Below are 13,521 nucleotides of genomic sequence, written 5' to 3' on the forward strand. Positions count from 1 at the left end.
TCAATTTGATATGTCAAATATAGTAATTGTCGGTGCTCAATGGGGCGATGAAGGTAAGGGTAAAATAGCGGATACACTAGCAGAACAGTCGGATCTGGTTGTACGCTATCAAGGTGGAAATAATGCTGGACACACATTAGTAGTGGATGGTAAGAAAACATTTCTTCACTTAATCCCATCTGGAGTTTTACATAAACACACTAAGTGCGTGATTGGTCATGGTGTAGTTTTGGATCCTGTTGCTTTAGATCAAGAGATTACTCGTCTACAAGAAACAGGCATTAATATCTCAGCAGAGAATCTTTTTGTTTCAGAGTCTTGTACTGTTATCACTTCTTATCATAAGCTTTTAGATGCTGTTAGAGAGAATAGTACTAGTGAGAAAATTGGTACAACTGGTAAAGGAATTGGTCCTGCTTATGAAGATAAGGTATCGCGTAAAGGTATTAAATTTAAGCATTTATTTGATAAAGAGTTACTAAGGGCTAGATTAGAGATATCTCTAGCGGAAAAAGAGACTCTATTTAGAGACTTATATAAAGTTGAATACCCTTCAATAAATGAAGAGTTAGAGAGGTTATATACTTTAGGTCAAAAAGTTAAGCAGTATGCTGCAGATACTTTCTCAATAATTGATAAAGCTATTGAAGAAGGTAAAAATGTTGTTTATGAGGGTGCTCAAGGTGTGCTTTTGGATGTTGATTATGGTACATATCCATTTGTAACATCATCTAATACATCTGTTGCAGGCGTATATTCAGGTGCAACTACGGCAGGATCTAATCTTGATCATGTGATAGGTATCACAAAAGCTTATACAACTAGAGTTGGTGAGGGACCTTTTCCTACAGAGCTTTTTGATGACGTTGGTAGATTTATTCAAGAAAAAGGTGGTGAGATTGGTGTAACGACTGGTAGAACGCGTAGATGTGGTTGGTTAGATTTACCGCTACTTAAATACTCTGCTAAGTGCTCAAATCTTACATCTATAGCATTAACTAAAGTTGATGTATTATCAGATATGGATACTTTAAAAGTTTGTGTTGGTTATAAGTATGAAGGTAAAGAAATTTATTGTGCTTATCCTGGTATAGACTTATATAAAGTTGAGCCAATCTTAGTTGATATGGAACCATTTGCAATAGATGATACTATTACAAAAGATAATATGCCTGCAGCTCTTAAAACATATCTAAAAACAATTGAAAATCATATAGGTATTCCAATATCTTCTTTAGCATTTGGACCATCTAGAGAGCAAATTTTATTCTTTGAAGATTATTTTAAGAAGGGGTAATCATGAGTTTTGCTAAAGATAGTACAGAAGTATATATAAGCGCTGAACAGCTTGATGCTGAAGTTACAAAGATGGCTGATAAAATTAACAAAGATTATGCTGGTCAAGAGATCGTATTAATTTGTGTATTAAAAGGTTCTTTTATGTTTTTTGCTGACTTAACTAGGAAGCTAGATATAGATCTTAGAACTCATTTTATAACAGCTTCATCTTATGGTTCTGGTACTGTTAGTTCAGGGAAAGTTACTTCAACAATCAATTCTTTGAAAAAAGAGTATGTAGAAGGCAAAAATGTAATTATAGTTGAAGATATTGTCGATACTGGCCACACCTATCATAAGCTTATGGACGGTATAAACGATTTAGAACCAAAAAGCTTAAAATTTGCGACTTTACTCTTTAAGCCTGCAAGATTAGAAAGAGAAGTAAATCTGGACTATATGTGCTTCGAAATCGAAGATAAGTTCATAGTTGGTTATGGCTTAGACTATAACGATAGATATCGCCAATTACCGTATATTGGTATTATGAAATAAACACTCTCTTTAAAAAAATAGTTATATATTAAGATGGTGTGCTTTTAAATAAAGATCAAAAGTTTTTTCTGCGTAATACTTGTTTTATTTCTTGGTGGTTGTGTTGCCTATATTGAAGGTAAAGAGGATTATAGAGTTCAGATCCTTAGGGTTGAGTCAATTAATCTTGTATTTAGTTTTAAGGATATTACTCCATCGATAACTACAGCACCAGCTATTGCTACTCAGATTCCTATTACAATAACTCTAACTAATACAACTAGTATTTGTCAAAGTATTATTGTTGATAACACTGAAACTCCTATAGCAGGAAATGCAAATACATATGTTGAAAATAACGGAGCTATAGCATATGTACAATGTGGAGAGGCAGGTGAGAGTACAGATTATACAGTTGAGGCTATTTTGATGGAGTGACTTATAGATGTACTGGTACGTTTGAGGCAACATAAATGTTTCAAGCTTTATTAAAAGCTTCTAACAAAATTCTCTCTAAGAAAGTCTTCAGCTAATTTCCAAGCTCTTCTATTTGACGTCTTGTTAAAGACTGTACCAAATTCTGGATCATTAGCATTTGGGTTTGTGAAGGCATGATAGGTATTGCCAAAGCTATGCATTTGCCAATCTGCTTTGCGTTTATCCATTTCATGTTGGAATTTATAAACTTGTTCAGCAGGAACCATAGGATCATTATATCCATGTAAAACTAATATTTTTGTATCGATATTTTGTTCTTTGACAACATTTGACTCTAGTAAACCATGAAAGCTTATTGCAGCTTTTAAATCAAAGTTGGCTCTAGCCATATCAAGGACACATCTTCCTCCAAAACAAAAACCAATAGCAGCTATGTTTGTTTTATCCACACGAGTCATTTTTTTAACAAGGCTATATGCAGTTCTTAACCTAGTCATAAGAGCATATTCTGTATTTAGAAGCTCATTCATTAAAGAGGCATTTTCTTCTTTTGAAGATCCTACTTTTGCATCTCCATAAAGATCTATAGCAAAACCAAGATATCCTTTTTTTGCCATTGCTATTGCCTTTTCACAGGCAAAATTATCTCTACCTGCCCATGTAGGAGCTATTAATACAGCAGGTAAGTGAGATCCTCTGTCAGGATATGCGCAAAAACCTTTAAGTAGTATGCCATCACCACGATATTCGATGTCTTTTGTTACAATCATTTTTTCTAGAAATTATATTTAAGATTGGCACTATTATAAATGTAAAGCCTTGTTAGGTATAGTCTTTAAAGATAACAGTTTAAAAAAATTATATAAATTTATTCTTTGTGATACTTATTAAATATAAAGCACAAATAATTGTGGTGATAAAGAAGCTAATTGGCACATCTATATAATAAGCAGCAATGATTCCAGACCAGACTGTTAGCACTGAAATTAATGTGCTAAGAGCTATGGGTTTATAAAAACCATCTACCCATTGTGTTGCAATAGCTGCAGGCCCTATTAGTAGTGAAAATACTAATAATATCCCTACAACTTGGCATGCCATGGATACTGTAATAGCAATACACACAAAAAGCAGTATGGATATCAGTTTATTTGATACTTTTTTCGACTCAGCAAAAATTGGATCTATAGATGATATAAAGAGAGGTCTAGCTATTACTATTAGTAGAGTAATAGTAAATATAGCTAAGCCAAATAGAATATATATTTGTTCAATACTAACTGTAAGTATATCTCCAACTAAGATAGACATTACTGAGCCAGAGTAGCCACTTTGATATAGAAATAAAAAGTAAGTTCCTAGCCCAAGGAAGAAGGTAAGTACAATTCCAATTGCAATATCATTCTTTTTGATCTTATCACCAAAAGCACCCATTAAGATACCAGCAATTAAGTTTATAACTAGTTGTCCAGTCATGGCAGATAGATTCAATAAAACAGCTCCTGATGCTCCAGTGAGGCTTATGTGACCTAAAGCATGAGATGCAAATGATAATCTTCTGATAATTACAAAAAAGCTAATAATACCACAGATAATAGCTATGATTGTTCCAGCTATAAATGCGTATAGCATAAAAGTATAACTAAACACAAATGTCCTCCTGTAAACAAGGTAGCTCATCGCAGTAATGGCATTGACCATCTTTGAAATGGATAAATGCGTCTAACTGTGTGCTAATTTCTTTCATATCATGTGATATTATCAAAAGGGTGATATTCTCTTTTTTATGAATTTCCTTTAGGCATGCTATGAATTTTTGTTTTGCATCTGGATCTAGATCTGATAATGGCTCATCAAGAAGCAATACTTTAGGGTTATTGATAAGAGCTTGAATTAGATAGATACGTTTTTTTTGACCACCAGATAGGTTTTTAAAAGGCTTATGTATATAGTCATCAGTTTGAGTTAGCTTTATAAGATAATTCAGCTTCTTATCAAACTCTTGATTAAATAATGGTAGTCCCCATGATTTTGGCTTATAGCTATATTTAACTAAAGTATAACCAGAAGTTTTTTCTTCAAAGTTGATTTCTCTCTCTTGAGGGATATAGCTGATAGTATTGATATCTATCTTTTTGTTATTGATAGTTATTGAACCAGAGAAACTTGGTATCTTTCCTAAGAGAGTTTTAAAAAAAGTCGATTTTCCTATACCATTTTTACCAACTATACCAACCCATGCATTTGTTGGGATTTCTAAGTTTAATGGTGAGGTTATTGGCTTATTATATCCAATAACAAGGTTAGAGCATTTAATCATTTTAGTTTTGTGCTTTTTCTAGAGCTGATTGTGTTTCTTGTAATGAACTAAGCATCCATGTAATAGCATTACTATCTGTAGGCATAGTTTCAGTAATTCCAACTACAGGAATCTCATTTTCTTCTGCAAGTTTTAAAATGTTGTTTGTAACATTATCTGTTACTTGCTTATTATAGAATAAAACTTTAACTTCTTTATTCTTAAATAGCTTTTGATAATCAATCATCATTTTAGGGCTAGGCTCAGATTCGTTCATTATTACCCATTGGAATGCTAATCCTTTCATGTCTAAATCTAATGCATCTGCCATGTAGCCAAATAAAGGCTCTGTAGCAGTTACAGGGGTGTTAGCACTTGACTGCTTAATTTCTTTTATAAGTTTATATACTTTTTTATACTTATGATTAAAGTTTTCAAGATTCTTATCATATAAGCTAGAATCTGTAGGATCCTTTTCTGAGAAAACCTCATTTAACTTGTTAGCTAAAGCAGGAAATGTTTTTGGATTGAACCATAGGTGAGGGTTTGTTCCAAATTCTGGCGTTTCTGAGTAGTCAATAAGGTCTTGTACCTTAATGATTACAGCGTTCTTATTGCTTTTGATTATTGGTGTGATCCATGAATCATAATCAGCACCATTATAAATAATAACATCAGCTTCTGCTAAAAGTTTAGCATTCTTAACAGATGATATAAATGTATGTGGGTCACCATCAGCATTGTTGATTATATTGGTAACTTTTACATTATTACCACCTATTAATTCTGCAATGCTACCGTATTCATTTTCAGCGGCAACCACATGGATGTCATGACTTCCCTTAGTCGTTTGAGGTTTGTCATTGTTAGTAAGTAAATTTATTGAAAATAAGCCTATTACAATGACAGCTACAATAATAGCAATAATTATTTTTTTCATGATTTCTATACGATATTAAGATTTATTTATCTCAAATAATAGAGTAAAAAAAAGCTATAGTAAAGAAGTATACTTCTACTTACCGTGATCTTTAATGAATAGTGAAATTATAAAAGATAATATTTTTAAGATAGGTATGATTGCTAATGCAATTTGAAATGCAAATAGTTGAGAGTGATTTTGGCTTAAAAACTCGATGATTCCACCAGTTAAAGGTTGTAAGGTTCCCCCACTTAAGGGAAGAAATAAGTTTACCAAAGCTAGTGCTGTTGCAATGCGTGCAGGAGATACAGAACTTCTAAGAGCAGAATAGTTAAGTACATGAACAGCCTGACAAGCTCCAAATAAGAAGCATAGAATAAATGCGGCATATATATTTGTTGTAAGGTATAATAATGCGATTGTTACAACAAAGCCAATAATAGGAGCAACCATTAAGGGCTTATGTTCATTATTTAAAAGTGATGCTATAGCTCCCCATAATGGACTTGAGATAGCAACTCCTATAAAAATTAGAGAAGTACATGTGCCAGCAACATCAGCAGAAAAGCCTAATAGTTGAAGATATTTTATACCCCATAGATCAGCAAATAGTACAGTTGTTCCATAGATTGTGAAACAGTAAAAGCCATTTAACCAAATTTGCTTATTTTTTAGGACGCTGATAAGTATTAAAAAAGGGCTTACCTTTCTTTTTTTAGCTTCTTGTTTTTTACTAAAATCGGGATGTAACTTAATTACAAAAACGCTAATAAAAAATAAAGCTAATGAGACAATAAAAACACCACTCATTATGGCTGAGATACTGTAGTAATTATTGATAATAACAAGAGGTGCCGCAGACAGAGTAGCTCCAAGATATAAGAAAAACTGAGTCATGCCTGTGAAAAGAGGAAAAAATCTATCAGGAAGCCAAAGAGCAATACTTTTTATAGCGCATAAAAATGCAAAACCGCCACCTAAGCCAGCAAGAGCACGGTATATGATAATACCAACAGGACTAGTACTAACAGATGCGATATATATCGCGATAGAAAATATCAGTGTGCTAGCTATCATAATTCTCTTTACACCATATTTATCTACTAACATTCCTGCGGGTAGTTGAGAGGCTACGTAGCATAAATAGAAAGCTGAGCTTGATATAGATATTTGAGCTGCCGTCATATTATATGGTGGAAATGAGAAAGAGTCGTATAAAGCTCCACTTGATGATCTTATAAAATACTCTAATGCATAAAAGAATGCACAAGCAAACCAGATAAATATACTTAGGGTCTTAATCCTATGTTTATACATCCAAAACTTCCTTCAAAATTAAATATAGACAAAATATGAGTGAGATAAGAGTCACTTCAAAATAATAATGTAATATTAGACTATAAATAGAATGAAAGCAAATTTCAACTAGTTATTAGGGCTTTGTGCAGGAACGATTCTAGTATTATTTCCTGACATATAAATTGTGATTTTATCCCCAACTTTGATACCATTGTCATCTTGCTGAAGAACAGCTATTGTTTTACCATTATCAAGTTTAATTGCGAATTGATATGCCTTTGATGAAGTGACAGCTTTTTCTGTAGCACCTCCTGCAACTCCTCCAACTAATGCACCACTTATAGATCCGGCAATGCTAGTTACCATATTTCCACTACCAGCAAGAGCTCCGCCAAGACCACCAGCCAATCCTCCAACCCTTGCACCAATACTATCTGAACCTTTAATATTCACTTGTTGAATGTCGATAACTTTTCCTTGCTCAACTTGTGATACCTGGCCTATTGAGTTAGCTGAATAGCTCGGACCAGAGCTAGAGCAATTGGTTAGAAATAAAGCTAATAGTAGAATACTTGCTGAAATGGACAGTTTTTTCATTTTTACTCCTAGTTTGCTAACTTATTAGCAATCTCAGAAACTCTTTTTCCTAAGGTTTTACATATTTTAGTTTCGTCATCTGAAAGAGTTTTGTTTGGTGAAAAAGTATTTAAATGTGATGCACCATAAGGAGTTCCTCCAGTACGTGTATGTTCTAAAGCTTGTTCACTATATGGCACACCAACTATTAAACAGCCATGGTGTATAAATGGAATCATCATCGATAAAATAGTACTTTCATGTCCAGCATGCATACCTGATGCAGCTGTAAAGAAGCCAGCAGGTTTGCCAATTAAATTGCCTTTAAACCATGTATCACTATGTATTTCTAAGAAGTATTTAAGAGGTGATGCCATATTGCCAAAATAAGCTGGACTACCGACTATTAAACCATCACAGTTTGCAAGGTCTTCTTTTGTCGCATATAAGTCACCGTCCTCTGGAATTATCGGATCTACATGCTCTGTTTTTGCAGAAATATTTGGCACCGTACGAATTGTTGCAGTAGCTCCGGTAGCTTCAACTCCTAGTGCTATTGTATGCGCCATTTTCTTTGTACTTCCACTTTGGCTGTAGTATAGTATTAATATGTTTTTCATTAGTATTATTCTATGTTTGATATTAAGTTATATAAAAAATATTTATTGCTTATAAGAAATTACTGGATATGGGTCTTTAAAGAATATATTCGTAAAGACTGTCCAACAGTAGCAGCTGCTATAACTCTTACAAGCTTGTTTGCTATCGTACCAGCTTTCTTTATTATAATAAATATTTTGAATGCTTTTAATGCATTTAGTTCACTCTCTGCAAACCTTCAAGATTTTTTATTTGAAAATATGTTGCCAGCAACTGCTACAACAGTACAACAATATATTACGGGTATTTCAGCTAATATGACAACTTTACCAATAACTTCAGTGGTAGTGTTATTAGTTGTGATTTTTTTGATGATTAAAAGGTTGGAAATAACATTAAATAAGATCTTTTATGTCAATCGACCACGCCCATTGGTTCAAAGTTTACTCGTATATTGGGCATTGATGACAATGGGGCCTTTGTTAATGGGTTTTGTTTTTATATCAAGTACCTATGTGCTATCAATGACATGGTTCTTTAAAGATATCGGTATTGAACAGTATCTTTTAAATGGTCTATCATTGGTATTTTTAACGGGTGGTTTTTTTGTAGTATATAAGATACTTCCTAATACAAGAATTAATTCTAAGATTGCTTTAATTGCTGCATTTTTGGTTGCAATAGTATTTTCTGCAGCTAAAAAAATCTTTGCTATATATATGTTTTATGTACCAACCTATTCAGTGATTTATGGCTCGTTATCGTTGATTCCAATATTTATACTGTGGGTTTTTGTTACTTGGCAAATTACTCTTTTAGGTGCGGTTATGATCCGAGCAATGCAATATATGAAAGTCACTCTAGATTTCAAAAAAGAGGTTAAAAGAGATGATCTTAGTATCGGTGTTAATATGCTTAAAGAGCTATATTTGGCACAAAAAGAGCTAAAGAATGGGGTGACTATTAATAATCTTTATCAGAAGATGGCTGTAGCAGACTATGATAAAGTTAAAAGAATCCTATATGATTTCGAGGCAGCAAATATTATTAGGATAACAGCACAAGATATTTGTTATCTAAATTGTGATGTGTTTGATATTAATTTACATAATATCTATTTGGCGTTAAATCCTACAATTAATTTCAAAACAAGTTCAATCAGAAAACTTAATGCTATAAAATCTGACCTTTATGAAGATCTTAATATAAAATTACACGAGTGTTTTTAAATAAGGTTTGGTAATGTTTTTTGAGTTTCTAGATTTTACTGCATTAATCATAAATGTGTTATATACAATATATCTTGCAAGATTAAAAGTATGGTCATGGTCGTTAGGTATAGTTGGGGCTTTGTTACTGCTTGTATTATTTGCAATGAAGGGAACATACTCCCTAGTACTACTTCAAGCTGTATACGTTGTATTTTTTAGTTATGGGTGGCGTAAGTGGTACACTCAAGGTATTGATGGGGATCATAAGGTTGTTAGATGGATGAATCTTAATGATTATCTTCGTTATTTTGTGTATCTAGTTATTTTGTGTATCTTTTGTCTTTTCTTTAATTTCTTTACAGGTTCTGAAGATATTCTTTCTACAGGAATCTTAACAGGTATAACGTTTACCGCTATTATTATGACTATCGAGAAGTTCATGGAAAATTGGATAGTTTGGATAATCTCTGATTTGTATTTTGTAGTAGTTATGTATCAACAACATCTATATGGTCAGGTTATACAAAACTTTATTTTCTTTATTACTGCGGTTTATGGTTTTTATTTTTGGGATAAAAATGCAAAGGTAGTGGAAGCTTAAATGATCGTTAAAGTAGCCCTAGCAGTTCCACCTTTCTATATGCTTGATTATAAAGTTGAGAGTGAAACCGTAGAGTTATTTGATAGAGTCTTAGTATCTGTTGGTAAGCGTAAGCTAATTGGTTTTATTATTGCTAAAAATATAACTATTGATTATGACGTTAGCAAAGTAAAACCAATTCTTAAAATTCTCGATAAACCAGTTAGCCATGATGTTAAAAATTTAGTGTTATGGTTATCTAGTTACTATTGCTGTGATCTATACAGTGCAATTCATTTAGCACTTCCAAACGACTTCTTTAAAGAGGAAAACATTAAACCACAACAAGATGTCTTTGTATGTGTAAATAAAGAAATCCTTGCAAAAGCTAAGCTAACTGCAAAACAGCAAGCTTTAATTGATAATCTGGATTTAGAGGATGTAATCAAGCTAGAAGATTTAAAGCAGTTAGGTTCTCCTCATATTATTAATAAACTCTTTGAAAAAGAAATCTTTAAGAAAAGTTATGAGCTTAAACAAAATCAAATTACTTCTAATCCAGACACTCCAAAAAAATTAAATAGTGAGCAACAGCAAGCCCTAAGTACTATTTTTGCAAATAGGAATTTCAATGTATCGTTGTTGTATGGGGTTACAGGTAGTGGTAAGACAGAAGTTTATCTGCAAGCTATAAAAGAGTTTCTTGATGAATCAAAACAAATACTCGTTCTGGTGCCTGAAATCAATCTCACACCACAAACTATAAAGAGGTTTGAACGAAGGTTTATAGATAAGCAAATCGTGGCTCTTCATTCTAAATTAAGTGAGAAAGCAAGACTAACAAACTGGCTTAAAATTAAACAAGGTAAAGCTGATATTGTTATATCAACAAGGAGTGGGGTGCTTGCAGACTTTAAAAATCTGGGGATAATTATTGTTGATGAAGAGCATGATAGTTCTTTTAAACAACAAACTACCACAATTCGTTATAATGCGAGAGATGTAGCTATTTTTAGAGCAAGGCAATTAGGTATTCCAATAGTATTGGGTAGTGCAACACCGTCAATACAAAGTTACTATAATGCAACCATTGGTAAATATAAGCTTTTAAAATTATCTCAGCGAGCATTGAATACTCATGAAAATCAAATAGAGCTTTTAGATCTAAAAACAAGCATGGTTGATAATGGTATAAGCGATAAGCTCTTTCGTCTTTTAGAGCAAAATATTAATACTCATCAACAATCTTTGATTTTTATCAATAAACTTGGGTTTGCCAAAGCTCTAGTGTGCAATAGCTGTGGTGAGGTTGAGGAGTGTAAAAGATGTGATAAACCATATACATTACATACTCACCCATATCAATATTTAGAATGCCATTTCTGTGGTTCACGTAAACCTATTGTAACTGTTTGTAGTGGTTGTGGTGAGCAAGAGTTATTTGCTTATGGTACAGGTACCGAAAAAATACAGTCTCGTATTGAATCAAAGTTTCCGTATAACAAAATAATCCGCTTTGATCGGGCGAATATCAAAACCATGACAGACCTACATAGTGTTAATCAAATGATAAATGATGGGCAAGTAGATGTGGTTGTTGGTACACAGATGATTGCAAAAGGCCACCACTTTGAAAATCTTACATTAGCGGGTTTGATAAATATTGATGCAGGGTTATATAGTACAGATTTTCATGCTATAGAGAGAACTGCTCAGATGATTGTGCAAGTTTCTGGTAGAGCAGGACGAGCTGATAAGCCTGGTAAAATTGTACTACAGACTTATCAACCAGAAAATAAGCTTTTGCAAACTCTGATTTCTAAGGATTATTTAGAATTTCTTGACTATTTGTTAGAACAACGTAAGTATGCTAACTATTCGCCATATTCTTATCAAGCCCAAATTATTGCAGAATCAAAAAAAGAAGATGAGATTTTAAATTTATTAAATGAACTATATTCTAAGTTAAGTAGCTGTGAAAATATTCAAATATCAAAGCCTCTTCCAGCACTTCATCTTAAGAGAAATAATGTCTATCGTTATAGCCTTTTATTAACATCAAAAACTCGCAGAGAACTTAATTCAATAGTTAAGTGGGTTAGTAGTAATATATGCCAGGATTTACCAAATTCAATCAAGATGTATTTTGATATTGATCCTATTGAATTAGTGTAAGGTATGGGTATATCATGGAATTTGTTCCATATAAAACAAGCAGTTTTATAAATATATAGAAACTTCTAAACTTAAGGTGTTCATAATACTTCCATCATAAAATTTTTGGTAAGCCCATTCTGGTCCAAATATGACATCTTCATCAAAGAAAGCTCTTTGAGCCGAAAAAATAAGTTGTTTTTGAATACCATATTTAGATAACCCATCCTGAATCGGATTCCCAGCTATAAGCATAGGGATAGCAGATGCATTATATGTTTGTCCATAAGAGACTCCAAAGTTTGTGCTTTTTCCTCGAAGCATTAAGCTATAATTAGCAGTTGCATACCATGCTCCAGTGTACACGTCGCTTCCAGTAGCGTTAAAATCGAATGGTTTTGTTGATGTTGCCCAACCTGTATTGAATTGAAATATTCCTTCTCCTAAACTATAAGCAATTGTGCTATCAATATTATAAACACCAATCGTTTTTTCTGGAGCTATTAATGAGATATTTTCATTTTCAGCACCATTTAAGTCGTATACATATCCAGTATTAAAGCCAAGAGTTATATCCTTAGTCAGAGAGTCTGCATAGAATAATCCAGCAGAGAAATCTGCTTTTTTATCATCATTAGTAAAAGCTGCTAAACTTAAGTTTAAGGCTTGAGTCTTGTAGTTTAGAGATATATTTGTTGCTTTTCCAACTCTTAGATAATCAGCAATACTAGCTGTTGATGGGCCGCCTCCATTAAATGTTGATACGCTAAGTTGGCTACGTCCTACTGTAACAAAAAAAGGTGAGACTGTTGTATTACCAAAAATAACAAAGGCATTATTTAAAGAAAATTCTTCCTCTTCTCCTGAGCTAATATCATATGAAGCAGTAACATACTCCCCAATGTTTGCTAGAACATGAAGAGCTGCATCCATTAGATAGATATTTTCACCATTGGCAGAGAAGTTAGAGATATGTTCATTCTCAAAGTTTACTCTTTTAAGGTTATCTCCAAACCAAGTCTGAGCGTTTAGTGTTATGAGACCACCGAAAAATATTTCATAGTTATCAAATTTATTTCTTTGACCGAGAATTGTGCTTGCGAATAAGTTAGTCGGTATTTGTCCAATAGGGATGCTATTATTACCAGAATAAGAACCAATGAATGTTGCATGACCTTCACTTGTTATAACGGGTGCATCTTCAACATTTATTCCATTTTTTGTATTAAAAACACCTTCATACGGTTCTTCTAAATCTTTAATACTATAAGTTGTTGTATCTGTAGTAATACTATTTTTTGTTAAATAAGGGTTAAAAGTATTTTCCTTATTGTTAGATTTTGCTAACACTTTTGATGAGTATGTGGAAAAGGAGGAGTCTTTTTGTGGGTTGTCGTTGTTTTGGTTTTTTAAGCCATTAATTTCTGTTTGTAGATCTTTTATTTGTAGCTGTAACTGAGTTATAGAGTCACTCAGTGTGGTAGATGTTTTTTCTGTTGCATATAAATACTCAAAACTAGACGTTAGTAGAATATATGAAATTACTCCTTTGAAGATATTCCTCACATTATCTACCTTTTATATTATCTGGTAATTTCTTGAGATCAATTTGATATTCGTTATAGTCGAA

At 32.8% G+C, this 13,521-nt stretch carries 13 protein-coding genes; 5 read left to right on the top strand and 8 right to left on the bottom strand.

Annotated features, from left to right (window positions below; genetic code table 11):
* The first annotated feature begins 10 nt into the window (after positions 1-10).
* Positions 11-1,297: an adenylosuccinate synthase gene (locus tag QI37_RS07110; RefSeq protein ID WP_040009982.1), complete on the top strand. Its 1,287-nt coding sequence runs from the start codon at positions 11-13 to the stop codon at positions 1,295-1,297.
* A 2-nt stretch (positions 1,298-1,299) separates the two neighbouring features.
* Positions 1,300-1,833 carry a hypoxanthine phosphoribosyltransferase gene (gene hpt, locus QI37_RS07115; protein WP_040009984.1) on the top strand — a complete coding sequence of 178 codons (534 nt, stop codon included), beginning with the start codon at positions 1,300-1,302 and terminating at the stop codon, positions 1,831-1,833.
* Between the two features lie 467 nt (positions 1,834-2,300).
* Here hpt and QI37_RS07120 read toward each other — a convergent pair whose 3' ends face one another.
* The 7 genes from QI37_RS07120 to wrbA form a co-directional block, all read right to left on the bottom strand.
* Positions 2,301-3,020, bottom strand: coding sequence for a dienelactone hydrolase family protein (locus tag QI37_RS07120; protein WP_040009986.1), 720 nt, complete (start codon positions 3,018-3,020; stop codon positions 2,301-2,303).
* 88 nt (positions 3,021-3,108) lie between these two features.
* Entirely contained in the window at positions 3,109-3,951 is an 843-nt protein-coding gene (locus QI37_RS07125; RefSeq protein WP_040009987.1) for a metal ABC transporter permease, read from the bottom strand.
* A complete protein-coding gene (locus QI37_RS07130; protein WP_040009989.1) occupies positions 3,893-4,570 on the bottom strand; it encodes a metal ABC transporter ATP-binding protein in 678 nt (225 codons plus the stop codon). Before QI37_RS07130 ends, QI37_RS07125 begins: the two co-directional genes overlap by 59 nt.
* Position 4,571: 1 nt before the next feature.
* Entirely contained in the window at positions 4,572-5,489 is a 918-nt protein-coding gene (locus tag QI37_RS07135) for a metal ABC transporter solute-binding protein, Zn/Mn family (RefSeq protein WP_040009991.1), read from the bottom strand.
* Between the two features lie 75 nt (positions 5,490-5,564).
* The gene (locus QI37_RS07140; RefSeq protein ID WP_040009993.1) at positions 5,565-6,788 is read right to left on the bottom strand and encodes an MFS transporter; all 1,224 of its coding nucleotides are present in this window, start codon (positions 6,786-6,788) and stop codon (positions 5,565-5,567) included.
* A 108-nt stretch (positions 6,789-6,896) separates the two neighbouring features.
* The gene (locus QI37_RS07145; RefSeq protein WP_040009995.1) at positions 6,897-7,367 is read right to left on the bottom strand and encodes an outer membrane lipoprotein; all 471 of its coding nucleotides are present in this window, start codon (positions 7,365-7,367) and stop codon (positions 6,897-6,899) included.
* An 8-nt stretch (positions 7,368-7,375) separates the two neighbouring features.
* Positions 7,376-7,972, bottom strand: coding sequence for an NAD(P)H:quinone oxidoreductase (gene wrbA, locus QI37_RS07150; protein WP_144242723.1), 597 nt, complete (start codon positions 7,970-7,972; stop codon positions 7,376-7,378).
* Between the two features lie 6 nt (positions 7,973-7,978).
* Between wrbA and QI37_RS07155 the strand changes: the two genes are divergently transcribed.
* Genes QI37_RS07155 through priA form a run of 3 tightly spaced genes read left to right on the top strand, consistent with a single transcriptional unit; the run spans position 7,979 to position 11,912 of the window.
* Positions 7,979-9,175, top strand: coding sequence for a YhjD/YihY/BrkB family envelope integrity protein (locus QI37_RS07155; RefSeq protein WP_040009997.1), 1,197 nt, complete (start codon positions 7,979-7,981; stop codon positions 9,173-9,175).
* Between the two features lie 13 nt (positions 9,176-9,188).
* Positions 9,189-9,758: a nicotinamide riboside transporter PnuC gene (gene pnuC, locus QI37_RS07160; protein WP_040009998.1), complete on the top strand. Its 570-nt coding sequence runs from the start codon at positions 9,189-9,191 to the stop codon at positions 9,756-9,758.
* Entirely contained in the window at positions 9,759-11,912 is a 2,154-nt protein-coding gene (priA, locus tag QI37_RS07165) for a replication restart helicase PriA (RefSeq protein WP_040009999.1), read from the top strand. It abuts the gene before it with no gap.
* A 45-nt stretch (positions 11,913-11,957) separates the two neighbouring features.
* On the opposite strand, the gene QI37_RS07170 is transcribed toward priA, so the two are convergent.
* Entirely contained in the window at positions 11,958-13,457 is a 1,500-nt protein-coding gene (locus tag QI37_RS07170; RefSeq protein ID WP_235261372.1) for a DUF3573 domain-containing protein, read from the bottom strand.
* Positions 13,458-13,521 lie beyond the last annotated feature (64 nt).

It is taken from the genome of Candidatus Francisella endociliophora (assembly GCF_000764555.1).
Classification (GTDB): Bacteria; Pseudomonadota; Gammaproteobacteria; order Francisellales; family Francisellaceae; genus Francisella; species Francisella endociliophora.

Coding starts and splice junctions, on each gene's coding strand:
- QI37_RS07110 (WP_040009982.1), top strand. CDS start 11: ATGTCAAATATAGTAATTGTCGGTGCTCAATGGGGCGATGAAGGTAAG.
- hpt (WP_040009984.1), top strand. CDS start 1,300: ATGAGTTTTGCTAAAGATAGTACAGAAGTATATATAAGCGCTGAACAG.
- QI37_RS07120 (WP_040009986.1), bottom strand. CDS start 3,020: ATGATTGTAACAAAAGACATCGAATATCGTGGTGATGGCATACTACTT.
- QI37_RS07125 (WP_040009987.1), bottom strand. CDS start 3,951: ATGGTCAATGCCATTACTGCGATGAGCTACCTTGTTTACAGGAGGACA.
- QI37_RS07130 (WP_040009989.1), bottom strand. CDS start 4,570: ATGATTAAATGCTCTAACCTTGTTATTGGATATAATAAGCCAATAACC.
- QI37_RS07135 (WP_040009991.1), bottom strand. CDS start 5,489: ATGAAAAAAATAATTATTGCTATTATTGTAGCTGTCATTGTAATAGGC.
- QI37_RS07140 (WP_040009993.1), bottom strand. CDS start 6,788: ATGTATAAACATAGGATTAAGACCCTAAGTATATTTATCTGGTTTGCT.
- QI37_RS07145 (WP_040009995.1), bottom strand. CDS start 7,367: ATGAAAAAACTGTCCATTTCAGCAAGTATTCTACTATTAGCTTTATTT.
- QI37_RS07155 (WP_040009997.1), top strand. CDS start 7,979: ATGTTTGATATTAAGTTATATAAAAAATATTTATTGCTTATAAGAAAT.
- pnuC (WP_040009998.1), top strand. CDS start 9,189: ATGTTTTTTGAGTTTCTAGATTTTACTGCATTAATCATAAATGTGTTA.
- priA (WP_040009999.1), top strand. CDS start 9,759: ATGATCGTTAAAGTAGCCCTAGCAGTTCCACCTTTCTATATGCTTGAT.